The sequence below is a fragment of the Sphingobacterium endophyticum genome (assembly GCF_009733535.1).
Classification (GTDB): domain Bacteria; phylum Bacteroidota; class Bacteroidia; order Sphingobacteriales; family Sphingobacteriaceae; genus Sphingobacterium; species Sphingobacterium endophyticum.
Map to the genome: position 1 here is coordinate 84,127 of NZ_SMMI01000014.1, position 21,028 is coordinate 105,154.

At 39.2% G+C, this 21,028-nt stretch carries 16 protein-coding genes; 6 read left to right on the forward strand and 10 right to left on the reverse strand.

Features of this window, described 5'->3' with window-relative positions; genetic code table 11:
- Positions 1-68: 68 nt before the first annotated feature.
- From E0Y80_RS16000 to rimK, 4 genes are all read left to right on the forward strand, one after another.
- Positions 69-680, forward strand: coding sequence for a hypothetical protein (locus E0Y80_RS16000; RefSeq protein WP_156308682.1), 612 nt, complete (start codon positions 69-71; stop codon positions 678-680).
- A gap of 88 nt (positions 681-768) precedes the next feature.
- Positions 769-1,947, forward strand: a complete 1,179-nt coding sequence (locus tag E0Y80_RS16005) for an AIR synthase related protein (protein ID WP_156308683.1) — start codon at positions 769-771, stop codon at positions 1,945-1,947.
- A 7-nt stretch (positions 1,948-1,954) separates the two neighbouring features.
- Positions 1,955-2,386 (forward strand): ATP-dependent zinc protease family protein, encoded by a 432-nt coding sequence (locus E0Y80_RS16010; protein ID WP_156308684.1) that lies wholly within the window; start codon positions 1,955-1,957, stop codon positions 2,384-2,386.
- Positions 2,387-2,425: 39 nt separating this feature from the next.
- Positions 2,426-3,361, forward strand: a complete 936-nt coding sequence (gene rimK, locus E0Y80_RS16015) for a 30S ribosomal protein S6--L-glutamate ligase (protein WP_156308685.1) — start codon at positions 2,426-2,428, stop codon at positions 3,359-3,361.
- Positions 3,362-3,452: 91 nt separating this feature from the next.
- Here the strand turns inward: rimK and E0Y80_RS16020 are convergent, their stop codons facing one another.
- From E0Y80_RS16020 to E0Y80_RS16065, 10 genes are all read right to left on the reverse strand, one after another.
- Positions 3,453-6,146 (reverse strand): DUF3857 domain-containing protein, encoded by a 2,694-nt coding sequence (locus E0Y80_RS16020; protein ID WP_156308686.1) that lies wholly within the window; start codon positions 6,144-6,146, stop codon positions 3,453-3,455.
- Between the two features lie 186 nt (positions 6,147-6,332).
- Positions 6,333-7,208, reverse strand: coding sequence for a glycerophosphodiester phosphodiesterase family protein (locus E0Y80_RS16025; protein WP_156308687.1), 876 nt, complete (start codon positions 7,206-7,208; stop codon positions 6,333-6,335).
- 24 nt (positions 7,209-7,232) lie between these two features.
- Positions 7,233-7,829, reverse strand: a complete 597-nt coding sequence (locus E0Y80_RS16030; RefSeq protein WP_156308688.1) for a histidine phosphatase family protein — start codon at positions 7,827-7,829, stop codon at positions 7,233-7,235.
- Positions 7,830-9,263: an FGGY-family carbohydrate kinase gene (locus E0Y80_RS16035; protein WP_156308689.1), complete on the reverse strand. Its 1,434-nt coding sequence runs from the start codon at positions 9,261-9,263 to the stop codon at positions 7,830-7,832.
- On the reverse strand, positions 9,264-10,712 hold the full coding sequence (locus E0Y80_RS16040) for an FGGY-family carbohydrate kinase (protein WP_156308690.1): 1,449 nt from the start codon (positions 10,710-10,712) through the stop codon (positions 9,264-9,266).
- Positions 10,713-10,714: 2 nt separating this feature from the next.
- Positions 10,715-11,725: an NAD(P)-dependent oxidoreductase gene (locus E0Y80_RS16045; RefSeq protein ID WP_156308691.1), complete on the reverse strand. Its 1,011-nt coding sequence runs from the start codon at positions 11,723-11,725 to the stop codon at positions 10,715-10,717.
- Positions 11,726-11,757: 32 nt separating this feature from the next.
- Complete coding sequence (locus E0Y80_RS16050; protein WP_156308692.1) at positions 11,758-13,008, reverse strand: MFS transporter; 1,251 nt, start codon at positions 13,006-13,008, stop codon at positions 11,758-11,760.
- A 133-nt stretch (positions 13,009-13,141) separates the two neighbouring features.
- The gene (locus E0Y80_RS16055; RefSeq protein WP_156308693.1) at positions 13,142-14,068 is read right to left on the reverse strand and encodes an endonuclease/exonuclease/phosphatase family protein; all 927 of its coding nucleotides are present in this window, start codon (positions 14,066-14,068) and stop codon (positions 13,142-13,144) included.
- An 11-nt stretch (positions 14,069-14,079) separates the two neighbouring features.
- A complete protein-coding gene (locus E0Y80_RS16060; protein WP_156308694.1) occupies positions 14,080-15,474 on the reverse strand; it encodes an FAD-dependent oxidoreductase in 1,395 nt (464 codons plus the stop codon).
- Between the two features lie 29 nt (positions 15,475-15,503).
- The gene (locus E0Y80_RS16065) at positions 15,504-16,772 is read right to left on the reverse strand and encodes an MFS transporter (RefSeq protein WP_156308695.1); all 1,269 of its coding nucleotides are present in this window, start codon (positions 16,770-16,772) and stop codon (positions 15,504-15,506) included.
- 150 nt (positions 16,773-16,922) lie between these two features.
- On the opposite strand from E0Y80_RS16065, the gene E0Y80_RS16070 reads away from it, so the two are divergent.
- Both E0Y80_RS16070 and E0Y80_RS16075 read left to right on the forward strand, forming a co-directional pair.
- The gene (locus E0Y80_RS16070) at positions 16,923-17,687 is read left to right on the forward strand and encodes a DeoR/GlpR family DNA-binding transcription regulator (protein ID WP_197091632.1); all 765 of its coding nucleotides are present in this window, start codon (positions 16,923-16,925) and stop codon (positions 17,685-17,687) included.
- A gap of 290 nt (positions 17,688-17,977) precedes the next feature.
- Entirely contained in the window at positions 17,978-21,022 is a 3,045-nt protein-coding gene (locus E0Y80_RS16075) for a SusC/RagA family TonB-linked outer membrane protein (RefSeq protein ID WP_156308696.1), read from the forward strand.
- Positions 21,023-21,028: the final 6 nt, after the last annotated feature.

Consider the following 21,028-nt stretch of genomic DNA (forward strand, 5'->3'; position numbering starts at 1 on the left):
TATGTTGCCAATCTAAAAAAAATCCTTGGAATCGTTTTTGCACATTATTTTAAATTAAATCATACACTATGAGACTACTAACATTGATTACACTTAGCTGTATTATAGGTTTATCATCTTGTCAAGAGAATAAAAATAAACAGACGGAGAATCCTAACACAGTCAGCACGCTCACTGAAACTCCGAAAGACAGCAGCACAAGCATTCAAACAGATTCAACGCTGATTGTCAGGGAGAATTTCAATAGGATTAATGCCATAAAGAATTGGGATCGCATTGATTCCGCAGAAATACATGAATCAACTGAAGGTGGCATTGCCAAGTATTACACAAAAAACAATGTACTTGAGCTTATCAAGGCCAGGCATTATGGTGAAAGTGGCTACACCTTTCAAGACATCTATTTAAAAGATGGTAAACTTTCCTTTGTATTCGAAGAGCGCTTTGATTATAATACGCATATCATTGACCCCAAATTTGATATGGACAAAACAAAGAAAGCCGGGGAGGTCAGGTATTACTACATGAATGATAAACTTTTCAACATCATCGCAACAGACAAGGAAAATGAAAAATTCTTAAAGGAATACAAGGATACCGACAAGAACCTGAAAGATGTATTTAATAAGCTTATCAAGATAAAAGAGAACAACTTCGATCCGACAGGAATATCGGATTAAAAGATTCTAATTCAATTTCTTCAATCCCAGTATTTCCACATGAAAAACTTTCGCAATAGTCAACAGGTTTGCTTATTTTTGCAGCAAGATGTCAGATTTAAAATATAACCAACGAGGTGTATCCGCAGGGAAAGAGGATGTACACAACGCAATCAAAAACATTGATAAGGGTTTATTCCCAAAAGCATTCTGTAAGATAGTTCCAGATATTTTGGCAGGTGATGAGCAGTATTGCAACATCATGCATGCCGATGGTGCTGGTACGAAGTCTTCTTTAGCCTACGTTTATTGGAAAGAAACAGGCGATGCTAATGTTTGGCGTGGTATTGCTCAGGATGCAATTATTATGAACCTGGATGATTTATTGTGCGTTGGTGCTATTGACAATATTATTCTTTCATCGACAATCGGAAGAAACAAGAACAACATCCCTGGAGAAGTCATCGCTGAAATTATAAACGGAACAGAAGAAATTTTAGCCGAACTAAGGGATATGGGCATTGGTATTTATTCAACTGGAGGTGAAACTGCAGATGTGGGCGACTTGGTTAGAACAATCATCGTTGACAGTACAGTTACCTGTAGAATGAAACGTGAAGACGTTATCTCCAATCACAAGATTAAAGGCGGCAATGTGATTGTCGGTCTTGCTTCATACGGTAAAGCAACCTACGAAAAAGAATACAATGGAGGCATGGGGTCCAATGGACTTACCTCTGCCCGTCATGATGTATTCAGCAAATATATCGCAGAAAAATATCCTGAAAGTTTTGATCCTGCTGTTCCTTATGAATTAGTTTTCGCAGGAGGTAAGGCACTCACGGACAAAATTAAAACAGAAACTGGTGAAGAAGTTACAGCGGGTAAACTCGTGCTTTCTCCTACTCGTACTTATGCACCTGTGATCAAACAAATCTTAGACAAATACCGCAGCCAAATCGATGGAATGGTCCATTGCTCTGGCGGTGCCCAAACGAAAGTTCTTCACTTTGTGGATGATGTCCACATTATTAAAGACAATCTATTTCCGATTCCACCACTATTTGAATTAATCCAAAAGGAATCCAATACGGATTGGCAGGAAATGTATAAAGTATTCAATATGGGTCACCGTATGGAACTTTATGTCCCAGAAGAAATCGCAGCAGATATCATTAAAATTTCAGAGTCATTTGGCATTCCGGCACAGATCATCGGTCGTGTGGAAGCTGCTGATAAAAAACAAGTGACTATCCGTTCACCATTTGGAGAATTTATATACGAATAAATTGAAGGTGAAAGGTAAAAAAACCATAGGAAGAACAGAGGTCATTGACCTGCCTGAACTCGGACTTTACAATATTCATGCAAAGATCGACACAGGGGCCGAAACATCTGTTTTACACTGTGAAGATATGCAAGTGGTCAAGAAAGCTGGGCACCTCTATATTACCGCTTACATCAGACCAGAGGAAGATAATGACAAAACATTGAAGCTGACCTTCCCTGTTCATAGGGAAAGAACCGTCAAGAGTTCTTTTGGCCAGTCAGAAATTCGTTATATCTTTCTAACAAAAATCCGTATGTTTAACGAACTGTATGACATCAAGTTATCTTTTAGAAATCGTTCGTCCATGTCCTATCCAATGCTTTTAGGACGTAACTTTATTACGGGGAAATTCTTGGTAGATGTATCTAAAAAAAATTTAGCAAATAACATCATATAAAACACATAACCTCGTTATCTGTTTAACAAATAAAATATTGTGAAAATAGCCGTACTATCGACGAATAAGTCATTATATTCTACCCGTAGATTGGTAGAAGCTGCCATTAGTAGAGGTCACGAATGTGAGGTCATCGACCATATCCGATGCTATGTAGGCATACAGCAAGGCAAACCCTCCATACATTATAAAGGTCAAGATATCGCAGGTGTTGATGCAATCATCCCTAGAATTGGTTCTTCAGTGACTTTTTATGGTTCGGCAATCGTTCGCCAGTTTGAAGTAATGGACGTACTCTCTGCCAATCCTTCGCAAGCGATCACGCGCTCAAGGGATAAACTGAGGTGTATGCAGATCCTTTCTGGTGCTGGTCTAGGACTTCCCATTACAGGGTTTGCCCGGACAGCCTCTAATGTGGACGATTTGATCAATATGGTTGGTGGAGCTCCTCTAGTGATTAAACTATTGGAAGGAACCCAAGGTATTGGTGTTGTATTAGCTGAAACAAAGAAAGCTGCATCTTCGGTTATCGAAGCTTTTTATGGCTTGGGGAATAATATTCTGATCCAAGAATATATCAAAGAAGCAAAAGGAACCGATATCCGTGCATTTGTTGTGGACGGAAAGGTGGTTGGAGCAATGAAAAGAACAGCTAAAGAAGGCGAGTTCAGATCAAACTTACACCGAGGAGGTACTGCCGAGGTCGTTAAGCTTACACGCAAAGAGAAAGAAACAGCAATTGCCGCAGCACGTGCAATGGGATTAACCGTTGCTGGTGTTGATCTCCTTCCTTCTGCTAGAGGACCTCTTATCCTAGAAGTAAACTCATCCCCTGGACTGGAAGGTATAGAACAAGCTACCGGAAAAGATATTGCAGGCGAGATAATCAAATATCTTGAAAGACAGTATGAGGCTAAACAGCTTGCGAAGCCTGTCACAACAAGAAGAAAAATTAAAAAAGAGAGTAATCTTTAGGGAGACAGTAGACAAAAGACAGTAGACATAAGAAAAAGGAAAGGGTGATACCTTTCCTTTTTCTTTTTGTTTATCGTATTAATTGATTGGCTTAAATTCCGTTTCCTTCAGATAAGGATTTAAATCCCTCAGGATTATCTAGGCTATCATCTTTTTGTTCCTTAAGGTTATTTTCTTCTTCAATCTGATTTTCCTCTTCTACAACAATATCATCAAAATTGTAAGGCACTACAAAGGTCCGTTTTACACGATCTGATTTATACAGATAGATACACCATAGTATGCCGATCAAGATTGTCCAAAGATCTCTTGGCGCTAAATTTGTAGAAATGCTAAATTCCGATGAGTTTAATAAATAAAGAAAAAAGTTTGTAAATAAAATGGTTATAATAGATATACCTTGAATAATAACATAAGTTTGAGGGAATATATCACGACATTTCCAAAATAGAATCGTTAAAAACAAAGTTGAAACACAAGAAAATACGGAAATCAATAGCCACCAACTTAGGTACATAAAATAAAGTATACTATTTGCTTTATCATTGCTTAAGCCATCAATTATTTGCCATTGCTTTGCATTTAAAGGGGATTCACTTGTGAAAAAAACACCAAAAATCATCAGATTCCCAAGCGAAAGACCAATGCCCAATATCCATAAAATACCAGTAATTTCACTAAAAGGCCTCGCAGGTTCAACACTTATTAAATTTCCAGGTCTGGATTTGATATAATGTTTAAATAAGAACCAACTGAATAATCCACTTAAGACCATAAATGCTAAAAAAGCGTAAGGACTAAAATCCAATTCATTGATATTAAAATTCTCCAACTCTATTTGATCATTATCATTTAAATAGGGATAAAAGTTCAATGCAGCGCTTATTTTCTTATAATCAGTAATATAATCCTGAACTTGTTCTGCAGGAATATATGAATCATTAAAACGAAAAGTCGTGGAAATAATCAATGTATCTTTCGATGTTTTTAAAAATCTCGAATACCAATAAGAATCTCGTTCGATGACATCTTCATCATGTTCCAAAGAACCAACATTTTGTTTATCTCTATTGATGATTTTTACAAGGTAATTGATGTTCAAAGGATATTCGACAGAGATTGGCGAAACCCGATCTTCCTCTACTGCTGGAATTCGATCATAAATAAATTTCATATAAGCTGGGGCACCACGCTTTTCCTCATCAACGACATATTTATCAAGTAAATATTCTTCCTTAATGATGAAAACATTGTTTTTCAAATCATCCGTGAATGATATGGGTGTTAAGTGCTTTGCCTTCTTATATAGTTGTTTATAATAGTCTTCATACTCATTTTGGATCTGATTCTTTGCCGTTTCTTTAAAATAGGTTCTCATCCGATCCGCCTCATGATCAAAATATGTTGTAGTAACCTTTAAGTTTGCTTTTCCTTCGGGTAATAATTGGAAAACATCTTCAACAGTTACAAAATAACCATGACTTGATACGGGTTTTGTTACTTCACTTAATTTTGAACCATTTTCCAGGAATAGAACTTTTCCATAATACGGAAAATAACGGTCCATTACATCAGCCCCTTGATTCGTGATGGTTGGATCGACAGCTTTCAACTTTCCCTTGATCACCGCAGCGATCACCATATGGTTAAAAGAATATGGACTTGGCAGAGATTTATCCAACTCCTTATCTTGATAAGTATTGGCAAGGATTAACGATGATTTTATGTCCTTTCTGGCCAACATAGAGGCCAAAAGCAGTGACTTATCCTTACAGTCGCCGTAACGTTGATTAAACACTTTCTCAGGTGCATGTGCACGATGGGAATTTTCACCCATCTCAATCCCCATATAACGGATTGAATTCTGCACGAAATTCAGACATTTTTCAAAATACGCTGTAGTATCCTGCTTTGATTCAGCCCAAAATTGCTGAATTTGATTATCCAAGGCACTGCCAGCTTTGATCTCAGAAATAGGATTAACCCGTTTTGCCCAATCTGCAACCTGTCGCCATGATGAAAATTCAGATGCTTGTATATATGCTGTTTTATCATACCAATAAGGAATATAATATTCATCCGAAGTTGATGAGCCCTCTGTTGGTTCCTCCCAGTATAAATAGTCCAAACCATCTTTCACAAGATGCTTATTCGCCTTTGCCCCATTGTGCGGCTTGATATTCAGTTTTCTTCCATTTGGAACAACATATACTAAATGCACTAGCCCATTGGGTTCAGATCCTTCTAAATAGTAAAGATTTGAAAACTTCCCTTCAAACACAGGATTAAATCCAATGATCGAATAGGAAAATATAATCTTATCCCCTTTTCTTAAATCATCTAAAACGGTGAATGAAGAATATTGACCATTATAGATTAATCGGGATAGATCAGTCTCAACCGCAACAGTCTTAAATTTTGATAAATCCAATCTGTCCTGAATCTTTCCGTCCCTTTCTACTTGTAACCTATGAATAACAACACGTTGAAATAGCGGATCAAAATCTATGCTCACCTGACCAGCATTTTCAGCCCCGGAGTCATCGCTTAGAACTTTTATTGAATTGGCATAATGGGTTTGGTTTCCTAGATGATATTGATTCTCTATAAGCTCAAAATAATATCCTAGACTGATCTCATCCAAATTAATTTGCTGAGGTTTTTGAGAAATTGTCCTTAACCATGCAGGAATCTCTGCCTTAGTTATTTTTATCGAGGGTTGAGCCATTAATGCCGATAGCAACATCAGCAGCAACATGGCTGTTAATAAAATTGATTTTCTCATGTGTTAATAATCAGTAAACGAATATAAACATAAAAGCAAATAATTTTTTAAGTTTCAAAAAATATATAAATACTGAATATCAACTACTTAACTAATGTATTTTACCGCATATCCTAATACTTCAAATAGCTATAAACAAAAAAGGAAGCCAAAATTAGCTTCCTTTATAAATTTATCTTCCTGAATTTATTTTATGGCCTTACTTACCTCAATTGGCAGGTCTGATTCCAACACAGCAGCCCCGTCTTCAAATACTGCTCTGTATTTTTCAGCTCTTTCTTCAACACTTGACAATTTATCATAGGTAGGTGCTGAAGAAATCATGCACATCACCCCTTTTTCACGAAAGAACTGATACATCTCCTGATTTGCCGGCTTGATCTCCGGACCTATGTAGACGATCATCCGGTCGAAAGGTAATCCCGAGGCTTTGAATGCATCTAAATCTTCCTTGTTACGGATATGCATGGAAAGATATTGCTTAGGATTTTTGTCTAGGTAGAATTTTGCTTGTTCAACATTATGAACTGTCACCCATACCCAGGCATAAGCATTATGCTTTCTAATAATCTCCGCCGTCATCTCCATCGGAAGATCCTTCTTATCTAAATTCAAGATGGTCTTTCCCTTTGCCCACAAAATCATTTCTTCAAGGGTATTGATCTTATACTTCGTAGGATTGCCTTTATGGTCTTTCAACTTTAATTGCTGAAGTTCTTTCCATGTAAAATCAGCCACCTTTCCAGATCCTGTCGTTGTCCTTTCCAGGGTTGCATCATGAACCATAACTGGCACAGCATCTTTTGTTAATCGAGGATCAATTTCAAAAATTGCTGGGCTATGCTTTAAAACCGCTTCCATAGCAGCTATAGAATTTTCAGGCATCTGTTCTTCAATCGTCCCTCGATGACCAGAAATTACTTTCTTTCCAGGTGCATATTTGAAATAGTCATACATTTCCTCCACCGTTTTAAAATTTAGCTTATGCAGATTTTGTGAAAAGGAAGGAGCTGTTTGAATTACAGCAAGACATGTGAATAAAGCAATAATCGTTTTCTTCATCGGAATTAATTTGAAGTCCTAAAATTAAGCATTCAACTTTAACAAATTGAAACCTTTATGTTTATCTAAGGTTATCAACGTTAAGGCCGAGTTTTCCTGCACAATTTTTCGATAATTTTTCAATGGCATACCCAATTGCTGTGACATAAATAGTCGATTAACACCATTATGCCCAACAACCAAAATGGTTTGACCATCATATTTTTCCATCAGTTCATTATAGAAACTCTCCAGCCTATTGATAACCTGTTTTGCATTTTCACCTGTTCTGCCCGCTTCAAATCCTTCCGGATCCGACAGCCAGTTGTACCAAGAATTAGGATCCTCAGCAATAAAATCTTCAGAACGCTTTCCCTCCCACTGTCCAAAGTCAACTTCAATCAAGCGTTCATCAACCTGAACCTTTTCAGGTCTGCCTGAAGCAATTTCAGCTGTAGTTTTTGCACGTTGTAATGGTGAGCAAAAAATATGGTCAAATGAATATTCCTTTAATAATTCATTCATTCTTTTGGCCTGCGAAATCCCGTTTTCTGTTAATGGGATATCCGTTCGTCCACAATATTTATTTCCATCTGCATTAAACGCAGTTTCTCCATGTCTTAATAGACAGATTGTAATCATCTATAGGTAGTTTAAATCTTTCAATTTCTGTTTAAAATCCTCGTATTGCTTTTTATAGGCGCCAACTAATTCAGGATCTGGCAATACCATCTTTTCAATTGCGGTCATCTTTTCCGAGGCTTCAATCAATGAAGAATAAAAGGTATTGGAGGCAGCCATAATCGCGGCTCCAAATGCCCCACTAGCTTCTTTGCATTTGTAAATTGGAACATTCAATACTGAAGCTCTAATTTTTAACCAGATATCTGAATTGCTTCCTCCACCGGCGGAATATACCGCCTCCACTTTCTCCGATGAAAGCTCTTCTATAATATCGTATGCCAGTTTTTCTATAAAAGCTACACCTTCTAGGTTTGCTGTAAACAACTTCGTCCGGCTTAGTCCTTCCGGAGCAAAACCCCTAGCTTGAGGCGCCATAATAGGATAACGCTCGCCGTCCTGCCATAACGGCCAAGCCAACTCATGGGTAGGAACCAATGTTTCTGCCTCCGCATTTAGCTGCTCCAGCCCTTCCGAAAATTCCATTGAAATCCAGTCCGCACCGGTATTACTTGCTCCGCCCGGCATCCAATACCCTTCCGGATGGCGGTGGCTGTATAATCTTCCCAATGGGTCGATAACATTGTTCTTCGTAACTCCTTTTATAACTAAGGTCGTTCCTATCGTCGTATTCCATGTTCCTGGTTTTACAGCACCGGATGCCATTTGTGTGGCACATCCATCTGTCATCCCTACAACAACAGAAATTTCTCCAAGCCCCCATTTTTGCGATAGATGTGGCAATAAGGTCGCAACAACAGTTCCTGAAGGAACAACGTTCTGTAGCCAACTTTCTTTGATTCCAATTTCATCACTTACAAAACTTGGCCATTCCAATTTCTCTAAATCAAAAGCCGACTTTAAAACATTGGTGTAGTCAGTTGTATGGTAATTTCCAGATAACTTTCCTACTAAAAAGTCCGATGCATGGATCCATAAAGAAATATCCTTGACCTTTTCAGTATAGGTTTCTATATACCAAAGCATCTTGGAAATACCACTCGAAGCATTGAACCCTGTATATCCGTGTCGTATATTTCTTTCTGCAATTGCTTTAATGCGCTTCCCTTGGTCAGATGATCTAGGGTCGCTGTACATAATTGCATCATGCAAAGGCTTATTATTGGAATCTAGCGGTATAACCGTCCCTGATGTTGAAGTCACTGAAATCGACTTTATATCGGCTTTATTTATGGATTCAGGAAGGTTTTGGATTAATGAGAATATCATTTCATCGCAATCCTGCCACCAAATTAATGGCGATTGTTCCTCCCGAAACCTATCGCTTAACTGGAATTTACGCGAGTCAGATGCAATCAATGTTCCCTTCTCGTCAACCAAGACCACCCTCGCTCCTTGCGTTCCGACATCGAGTCCAAAAAAATATGTGCTCATCTATTGACCTACCTGTTTAAATGTTTTACGAGCATTCTTCCACTCTTGGTATAGCTTTTCAAACTCTTCATGATTCTGTGGATGAATCTCCTCCAATAATTCCGGACTCTCATTTTTTACGCCTAGTGCATCATTACAAATAAATACACCACCCAAGACCGAAGCCTGACGGAATGTATCCCTAATCTTGATGCTCTTGCCAAATAAGTTTGCTATGAATTGACGCAGTTTGCGGCTCTCCACTCCTCCTCCACAAGCCCATATATAGGATTCTTGATGTGGAGATACCGCACATAAGAACTTATAGTTCTCATAAATACTGCAGGCTATATCCCAAAGTATCGCGAAAACAAAACTCCCGCGAGTTAACTGATGGGACACCGGTGCATTGAAGATAAAACCTCCCTTGGTCAAGGGTTCTTCTTCGTCTGCTATGAGGGAACCCAACGAAGCCACACACTGCGAATAGGTTGCATCCTCTAATTCTTTTTCAATAATATCATAGCCTTCGTTTGGATAGAAAATTTCCTTCAAACGTTGGTAATTCAGTCCTGTAACACCTGCATTCGCTTCCAGAATAAAATTATCGGCATCGATGTGCCGGCTGGTCCAAGTACGTTGCTCGCTATCTTTTTCATAGCTATCCACAATTTTTATGATCGGAGTAGTCGTACCGGAAACAATCACTACATCATTGGCAGAGGGCTCCATGCTTCGGATTGCCAATTGCGTATCTCCGCCCCCAACTACGATCAAAGCCGTAGAACTTATTCCTAATTCTTCTCCAACCTCAGATTTTATTGGGCCTAAGACTGTTGCCGCATCTTTTAGTTCTGGTAATATATCGGCAGATAAACCGAATTGATCCAACAAAGCTGCAGACCATGATTTATGTTCAACATCGTATAATAATGTTTCAGAAGCTTGAGAATGTTCATACCCTTCGATCCCTGAGAATTGAAATTGAATCCAATCACTAATGCTCATAAAGCAGGATACCCTTGCAAAAAGCTCAGGATAAACTTCTCGTACACCGACTAATTTAAAAGCTGAAAATAGCGATGTAGGATAACGGCCGGAAAGGTTGTAAACCAAATCCTTATCTTTTAGATCAACCTCCCACTTACGTCCACGATGATCAATGTTAGGCATCCCCAACAAAGATTTACCATCTTTATCCGTGATTACAATCCCCTCTCTTTGACTGGTTGCTGTGACTGCATTAATCTGAATATCACCAGATTCTTGTAATGCCTCTTTAGAAAGCCTTAATATCTGACCCCACAGTTCCTCTGGATTGAAAAAGATAGAATCTTCATACTGAGGATCAGTTTCATAATGAACATTTTCTCTTTTAATACTCAAAATTTCTCCATCGATACCACAAACAGCAACACGTGCATTTCCAGTACCGATATCGACGATTAAATAAGCTTTTTTCTTTGCCATGATTAGCTAATTGATGTTTTTTCTAGGACAGCTTTATTTACCAGTTGTTTGATCGATTTATTTCCATTATGGAAAAATTCCCGAATGTTATTGTTCATAATGAAAGCATGATGATCTTCTACTTCATGGGTTGCTCCCGCAATATGCGGTGTGGCAATCACATTCTTATTTAAAATCATCTTATAGTCAATCTCGTCTGGTGGCTCATTGTAGAATACATCCAATACCGCACCACGGATCTGACCACTTTCAATTGTTTCTAATAAATCCTCACGATTAACAACGGTAGCTCTTGCTGTATTAACAAAAATCGCATCTTTATTCAACAATGAAAGATATTTTTTATCAATCATTCCTTTTGTTTCCGGCGTTACCGGAAGGTGGATGCCGACTACATCGCAGGTGGAGAACAATTCCTCCAATTCAACTTTCTTAAAGTCCGGGTTTGGATCTACATAGTATGGATCGAAATAATAAATTTCACTTGGAAAGTTCTTCAGCATCCTTGCGATATGCTGACCTACAGCACCAAATCCAACCATCCCCACCTTCTTTCCTGCTAATTCATTTCCTTTAAATTCTAGGTAAGAGGTATGTGCCCCTTCGCCCCAGTTTTTACCTTCTAACCAATTGATGGCAGGTATTGTGTTACGCATCAATGTAATGACATTGGCGATAAACATCTCTGCAACCGCTTGTGCATTTCGTGCAGGTGTATTAAATACCGGGATGCCTAATTCAGTAGCCACATTCAAATCAATGTTTGATGGTGTTCCACGGCAGATACCCACAAATTTTAAATCCGGATTTGAACGTAATACCTCTTCGGTGATTTCATCATGCTCCGAAATTAAGGCGTCTGCCCCAGTTTCTTTAAGCAATGCTGAAATTTCCGTCGGATTATATGCACGCCCATGGGGTTTCCATGAACGATAAATTACCTCATCAAAAAGCCCCTTCAACTCATTCAAAGCTTTTTCATTCTCATAAGGTGCTGTTAACAATACTTTCATAGGTTGTTTATTCTTTTTTCTTTATTTAATTACTAAACTGTATTTAATTCGGCTTGAGACTCCTTCATTTCTTCTGGAATCGTAATGAATTTTGTTAGTACAGCACTCACTAGGTATAAGCCTGCCAATACCCAAATCACCCCTTCGCTTCCAATTGTACCAATCAATAGACCCACTAATGCTGGTCCTACAAAAACAGGCAATCCTGCCCCAAGATTCAAGATAGCCATGGCTGCCCCTTTGTCTTCTTTTACCAAGGATGGTACTAATGCTGACAAAGGAACATATCCGGCCAATAGCCCTCCCCAAGCTATTCCTGCTGCCATTACTGCCCAATATGCCCCATTGAACCAGATCGGCGAGTAATAAAACAATACCGTTGTTATGGCACAGCCCACACCACCAAACCACATAATGGTGCGCTGCCAGCCTAATCGATCTCCAACAAAACCAAAGATTAAGTTGAAGGCTATATTACTAGTGAAAATTGTTCCCCAGATCTGTAACCATTCCTTGGTGTCAAAACCATGCTCGGCCATATACATAGGTAAGAATACCGGAAAAGCAAATTGTGCCGTCGTATTGATCACACGAACGATTCCACCTATCAATACCTTTGGCTCCTTTTGAACAATCGTCAGCCCATTCAATAATTCCTTACCTTTCGGACCTTGAGATGCTTTGGTCTCAAACTTATCCCGGTTCAATACCAAGGCGAAGAAGGCTCCAATTAGCACCCATAAAATCGAAGACCACAACGTGTTCTCATAGCCATATCGCTCCAAAGCCCAACTTGAATAATATGCCCCTAAAACGTTCAGCCCGCCTGTAAATACAAACCAGAACCAGCCCACTGCTCTCCCCAACATATATTTAGGGCTTCGGTAGTTTATCCAAACCATAAATGAATAGGCAAATAATGGATAGCCAAAACCTCGAATTGCATAAAATAACAGCATCGCATTGTAATCCAACTTCGCCATTCCCATTGAGATAAATCCTACTGTCCCAATCAGGTAAAGCAACAAGCCCATAAACATGGACTTGCGAGGACCATAACTTTCTGCAAGAACTCCCGAAAACCAAGATGATATGGCAATGGTGATCCCATAAACCGTAAAGAGTAGCGCAGACTGTTCTATACTCATACCATGTTCGGTCAAGTATGGACTCAGCCAGCCCTGTTCCACCCCGTCACCCATCATAAAGAGAAGAATCCCCAGGTAGCCCCATTTCAAATTTGATGGGATACCGATCCTATCCATTAAATTACTTTGTGTCATTGTTTTTATTTAAGGTTATTATTGATTTATTAAATAGTATTTCATTAAAAATAAACAAAATAAAACATAATTAAACCTATTGGTGCAAAAAAAAGAACAGACCATTTGCTGTTCTTTTTTATTAAAACAATTTCTAGCTATATCTTAATTGAGCACTCACAAAATAGTGGTCACTTGGTAATACGCCATTCAAAGTATCTTTTATTATTTTCATTTCTATCCCTTTTAATGGACCTTTTACGAATATAAAATCAATCTTTTTGGATTTTTTGCGGTTAGGATCTTCGCCTTTAAAGCCGTGAGTAGTCCCTTCAGGTTTCTCATTTCCATTAACCTGAACATAGGAATCCTGCCAACCTGCAGAAATCACATCTTGATAAACTTTCGAATCCATGCCTACATTGAAATCTCCCGTTAAGATCTGAGGAAAATCCGATTGATACGGGGATGCTTCATCTAACACGACCTTGATTTGCCCTTCCTTAGCTTCATTACTCACATGATCCAAATGAAGATTGGTCAATCGAAGTTCCCTATTGGTTTTCTTATCCAATAACCTTACCCATACAGCATTCCTAGCTCTGGCTGATCCCCATGAGAGGCTAGCCGGTTTTAATGGAGTTTCCGAAAGCCAGTAAGTTCCAGCTGTTAACAATTCAAACCGTTTCTTAGAAAATAGGATCGGGTTTTTGGCAATGCCATGATAGCCTTCCTTGAATTGATCCATTTCCGGTCCATCAAATCCAAAAGCAAAGTAATCCGAAAGATTTGCCTTAAGGTCAAGAAACTGTCCTCTTAAAACTTCCTGAAACCCAATTATATCTGCCTTCTGTTTTTTAATAACAGCTAAACATGCCTCGCGTCTACTTGCCCAACCTAATCCTTTTGCAGCATCTTCCTCTAAATCCACACGGATATTGCAGGTCAATACATTTAAATCTGAAGTACCAACGATTGATTCTCCGGCATGTAAATCTAATTTACCCAATAAAGGGATTGCCGTGATAAGTCCTGCTTTCTTAAAAAACTCGCGACGGTTGGATTTTACAGGTTGTTTCATCTCTGTTTCTATTAAACTGTTGCCTCTAATCCTTCACCTAAATAGGCTCCAGCATTGATCAACTCTGTTCTTAATTCTTCAACGTTCACCTCCGCTGGAGTAACACCATGACGAACAGCTAATTTTGCCGCGCGTCCAGCTGCTTCACCCATCGCCATACATGGTGCCATAACTCGAATAGCAGACATCGCTTCATGTGTTGTGGAAATCGAACGTCCTGCAACCAATAAGTTCTTTATTTTCTTTGGAACCAATGAACGGTATGGAATATCATAGCTATCCCCACACCAAGTCAAGGTACAGCCTCCTCCTTCTGGATGGTGGATATCCAATGGATAGCTCGCTACTGCTACCGCATCCTCAAAACGACGACAGGTCAAAATATCATCTGCTGTCATCACATAATCTCCTACTATGCGACGAGTTTCACGGATCCCCAAGAATGGAGCCATTTTCGTAAAATGTGATTCCTCAAATCCAGGAACATATTCTTGTAGGTAGCGCTGTATCTCTTCAACCTGTTTTCGACCTTCAATTTCACCAAAGGTCAAGCTTTCCGGATTCGTACCATCAACCCCATTAATTCTCGACATATTAACCCAAACCTCTCCTTCGCGCAAGCCCGTGATTAAAATCGTTCTTTCTACAGGAAGGTGGTATCCTGCTGCACGTGCTTTTTCCATAACGCTGCGAAGACCTACCACGATGAACTGATTATTCTGACCGAAATATTCCGCCGGAATAAAATCCGTCAAATAGGTCCTTGGCTCCTCTGCAATAGACATCCTTAATTTTTCTGTATCAACACCCGCCATACAGAACATCAAGGTCGGTGGTTGTGCTCCCCCAACTTCATTTCCTTGTTCACATTCAACTCCCGCTTTAAAAGCAACGTCAGCATCTCCGGTACAGTCAATAACGGTTTTCGCCAATATCACCTCTCTACCCGATTTACTTTCTATGATGACCCCTTTTAATTCATCCCCTTCCATCACTACTCCTGCAGAAAACACATACAACAGAACCTTTACGCCGGACTCTTCCAACACCTTTAAGCCAACATTTTTTACAGCCTCAGGTTCAACCAAAGTCAAACTCATATGTAATGGACAAGGACGATGTTCTGAAGCTGCATCGACCTCTTTCAGTCTTTCAATAAATTTTTGAGGTAGCCCCTTAATAATCTGATTTCCCTTTTGACCTAAAAAGCCTAAGATGGGCAACCCAATAGTCATGTTTCCACCTACAAAGCTTCGATTGTCAATTAAGGCAACCTTCAAACCGTCAGAAGCCGCCGCCTGCGCTGCAATAATTCCTGCAGGTCCTCCACCGACTACTAATACATCGACTTCCATACGTACTGGAGTTTCTCTTGCGGGCTCCAAAATGGTCTTAACTTCTCCCATAACAATTAATATTTTATAAAATTTTACTTTTAATTATTTTCTACCATCAATGCCCCGTTCGGCTTTTCCTTCTTTACCATCGTCCACAGAATCAATACAGCTATCGGATGCATAAAGGCCATCGCAATAAAAATGGTTCCAGCACCTAATGAACCCATCATCTGTCCAACAAAATAATTGAACAATACCGCTCCTAATGCTCCAAAACCACCTGCAATCCCTAATACAGAGGCAACATTCTTTACAGGAAATGCTTCCGCTATGACAACTGAAATTGTAAATAACCAACTTAGACATGCTACTGCTACCAAAGAAAAAATCAATATGGTCAGATAAGGATTAGAAACATAGGCTGTCAAACAACATAATGGCGCCAAAACAGCAATGCTACTCAGCATAATCTTTCTTGCCAACAAAGGTTCCTTACCGTTTCTTACCATCTTATCAGACCATGCCGATGTACCTATTGCTCCAAGATCGGCAACCAAGAACGGGATCCATCCAAACATACCAATTTGAGCCAATGTCAATCCGCTCTCCTCCTGTAGATATCCCGGTAACCAAAACAGGCAGAAATACCAAACCGGATCGCTGACAAAACGAATCAATAAAATCCCCCATAATGACTTTCTGCTCCACAATTGCCCCCAAGTAAAGGAATGCTCAGAATCAGCAGCCCCCCCTTCGTTTAATGCTTCTTTACGAATTTCAGCAGGCGGTTCGGTATAGATCAAAAACCATAATAATGCAATGATTAATCCTACAATCCCTGCTACAATAAATACCGTATGAAAATTATAACGCATAGCTAGCCATGCTACTAAAGGCGGAGCAATAATGGCCCCTATTGAACTTCCTGCTACACAGAGGCTATTCGCTGTTGCTCTCAACTTCCCCGAAAACCAGACTGTAATCACTTTTAATTGTGCTGGAAAATTTGTAGGTTCTGCTGCTCCCAACATCCCCCGAAAAAATAGAAACGATCCAAATGTCCTGGAGAATCCTCCTCCCAAACAAGCTACCGACCATCCTAAAATCCCTACCAGCATAACCTTTCGCTCACCGAATCTATCTACCAACCATCCAGAAACCGGATACATTAATGCATAGAATACTGTAAAGACATTGATCACTAATGCATAACCATCGTCTCCTAAATCAAATTCATCTTTCAGCATAGGCTTTAGGATGGATACAATCTGCCGGTCATAGTAATTGAATACTATCGCTAGGAAGATTACCAGAATGATAAACCACCTTCTTTTCTTAGCAGGAATCGGCAATGTAAACTTTGACATAAGGAAAATTTGGTTATTATTTTTTTATGTTACGTTCCAAATGTAGAAATAAATGAATAGAAAAAAAAACATTTTTAAATAAAAAAAAACAATAGGCAAGAACAGAAAAGGTCATTATATTTGTTCTATATTAACTTATTTAAATGAATTATGATGAATATTACGGACAGACACGAATTCATTCTAAAAAGCTTAAAGGAAAAAGGAAAAATTACGATAGACTGGCTCTGCGAAACCATGAAGGTTTCCAGCGTAACGATCCGAAAGGACCTTAAAGTACTAGAAGATAAAAACCTGTTATTCAGGATTAAAGGGGGAGCTTCGAGCAGCAACCCTTATGCTATTGACCGACCTATATTGGTTAAGGAATCGATTAACAGCGAAGAAAAACAGCGCATCGCCCAGGCTGCCATTAAACTCATCAGAGACAATGATTCAATCATGATTGGATCTGGAACCACCGTATTTACATTAGCTAAAATCATCGAGTCAGCTCATATGCTCACCGTTATCACCCCTGCATTAAAAGTGGGTTTAGAGCTAAGTGGGAAGCCTAATATTGAAGTTTTACAGCTTGGCGGATTAATCAGAACCAACTCATCTTCGGTAGCAGGACAGTATGCAATGCGAATTTTGGACGAGATCAGCTGTGGCATTTTATTCCTCGGTGCCGATGGTATTGACTTGGAATTCGGAATTTCAATCAGCAATCTTCCTGAAGCTACCCTTAACCAAAAAATGATAGAAACCTCTCAAAAAATAGCTATCCTGGTAGATAGCAGCAAATTTGGCAAAAGAGGCCTCGGCAAAATCTGCGAACTTATCGACGTAGATTACATTATTACTGATAGCAAGGTGTCCTCTAACATCGTAAGGTCTATTGAAGACCTTGGCATCAAAATCATCGTGGCATAATCCACTTTCCTCAATACTTTTTTAGAAAAAAGATTTTTAAATTTTTGGTTTAAAAATCTTTTTTTTATTTTCGAAACGCTTTACAAGCAAATAACCTTTTGTTATTTTTGAATAAAATCTATTATTATTTCATAGTTTTTGCCCTGTTTTAACAAAACAAAAACATTGACTTAATAATTATTTAACATTATAAATCTATTTTCGAAACAATTTTAAACAAATAAAAAGTTGTAAAAATTGAGTTCGAAACATCTATTTGAAGAACCTATTTATTTTTAATACACATCTAAATGAAAAAACAATTACATCTCATTTTTTTGCTGTGCTTACTACCGATCGGTATGCTATGGGCTCAACAAAAAAATATCACGGGGAAAGTGACCAATGAAGATGGAATTCCTGTTGAAGGAGTAACCATCCGTATTAAAGGACACTTAAATGCATTGGCGCAAACATCTCAAACCGGAGAATTCAATATTGAGGCCAATGTCGGAGATGTGCTGGAATTTGCCAGCATGGGCTATGCCACAGCTGAGCGCAGCATTACTGACCAAAGCTTAATCAACATCATCCTAAAATCCGATCAAACTAATCTTGACGAAGTCGTAGTCGTTGGTTATGGCACTCAAAAGAAAGTCAACCTTACTGGCGCGGTTTCAACAATCAATAGCGAACAGCTTGAAAGAAGACCTGTAGTCTCTACCTCTTCTGCTCTGCAAGGGCTTGCTCCCGGTGTTACTGTAACTTCCCAGTCGGGTGCTCCTGGTGCTGATCAAGGTCAGATCCGTATTCGTGGTGTAAACTCCTTCGGTGGTTCTGATTCTGAACCCTTAGTGATCATCGACGGGGTAGCAGGATCTCTTGACAATATTGACGCTAACCTAATCGAGAATATTTCGATCTTGAAGGACGCTGCTTCTGCTGCTATTTATGGCTCCCGCGCTGCGAATGGCGTTATCTTAGTGACTACTAAACGTGGTAAAGATCAATTTGGAATCAACTACAAAGGCTATACGGGATGGCAGGATGCAACCTTCATCCCTAAAGTAACGGATGGAGCTACCTTTATGAAAGTCTTCAACGATGCAAATATGAACGACAATGGATCGGTAATCTATAGCGATAAAGATTTTGAAGACTTCAACAAATTATATGCTGAAAACCCTGATAATTTCGATTGGCAGAAAGCTATTCTTAGCGGATCAGGATTCACCCACAACCACTTTTTATCCCTAAACGCTGGGGCCGGAAAAATTCGTGTGGCACCTTCTGTAGGCTATGTTTCTCAGGATGGTTTAATTAAAAACACAGGATTTCAAAGGTACACCTTTAGAAATAACATGGATATCAATCCGAATGATAAATTGAATATTCGATTTGACTTATCTGCAGTGAATACCAACCGTCTTCAAATTGCAAACGAAGGCACAATCTGGAACTACCTTGGCCGTATGCCTACTAACATTCCAATTCGCGTAGCGGATGGATTATGGTCAGAAGGATGGGTAAAAAATAATCCGGTTGCTTTTATCGAAGATGGGGGCAACAGAAAAGTTAACAACCTGGAATTAATCGGTAACCTTTCGATTAACTATAAACCTACTGACTGGTTGAGCATTTCCGGTATGGCTGCACCAAGATACCGCACCCGCAATATCCATGATTTTGCAAAAGCTGTCATGACCTATTATGAAGATGGTAGCGAAGCGGGCACAGCATTGCCTTCAACAGAACTTACCGAATCTGCTTACCGTTACTTTAACGGAAGCTACTCTTTCCAAACTACTGCTCAAAAATCATTCAACGATCATAACTTTAGCTTGATGCTTGGTGCCTCAAGAGAAACTTATGACGAGAAATATTTAATGGGATACCGTCGTGATTTCACCTACGACACCTATGAGGTATTAAATGCTGGAGCAGACACTGAAACTAAAAACAATGCCGGAAACCAGTTTCAATGGTTATTGGTTTCAACATTCGGACGTTTCAACTATGATTACAAAGGTCGCTATCTTTTAGAGGCAAACCTACGTTATGATGGAAGTTCAAGATTTGCAAAATCTAATCGTTGGGCAGCTTTCCCATCTTTCTCTGCTGGATGGAGAATTTCAGAAGAACCTTTTATGGAAGATCTTAAGGGATCGATCAACCAATTGAAGCTTCGTGGTTCTTGGGGTATCCTTGGTAACCAGAACATTGGATCAACCTACTACCCTTATATCGAGACCTTGAACCTTGGCAGTATTTCAGTCGGCGGCGCAGTCGATCAAATGATTGCCTTAAACACCATGGCTAACTCAGGATTATTGTGGGAAGAAACCACAATGACCGGATTTGGTTTAGATGCTTCCTTGTTCAACCACTTCAGCTTTACTTTCGATTGGTACAAAAAACACACCGATGGGATTTTGATGAAACTTTATATTTCAGAACTGTATGGTAAGAATGCGCCTTTCCAAAATGCTGCTAAGGTTGAGAACAAAGGCTGGGAGGCTTCTGTTCGTTATGACAACCAATTCGGAGACTTTAAGTTGGGTGTGGGCGCAAATATTTCCGATGTCAGAAATAAGATCATTGATATGAAAGGCCAAGTTTCAGGTACTTTATTGAGACAACAGGAAGGCTATGCAATCAACTCTATTTTTGGATACCAATCGGATGGACTATACCAAAGTCAGGAAGAAATAGACAACGGTCCAACTCAATTCGGAACGATCAAACCTGGTGACATCCGATATAAGGACGTTGCTGGAGCTTTCGATGATAACGGAAATGCTATTCCTGATGGAAAAATCACAGACGCTGACAAAGTGATTTTAGGCAGCACAATTCCTCGTTACACTTATGGATTTAACCTGGATTTAGGGTATAAAGGAGTCCGTTTCAGCGCCTTCCTACAAGGAGTTGCCAAAGCAAATGGCTACCTGGATTCTCATTATGTCATCCCGGCAGTAAACTCATCGGCAATCAAGCCTTGGCAGTTAGACTACTGGTCTGAAGATAATAAAGACGCATCCTTGCCGCGTGTTTCAGTAACCTCTACAAACAACACCCAAAATTCAGACTTCTGGATGAGAAGTGCTTCATACTTAAGGCTTAAAAACGTTCAGATAGGTTATGAAATTCCAAAAACTTGGTTAGCTAACAGCAAAATCGGCGGAATTTTCATCTATGCTAACGGACAGAATTTATTTACAAAAACAAACTTCTACGAAGGCTATGATCCTGAAATCAATTACAATGCAGGAGCTCAAGATGGCGTAACCTTAGGTTCGGGAAACTTTTATCCTCAAGTTAAGGTGTACACATTTGGTTTAGACTTTAAATTTTAAGAAACA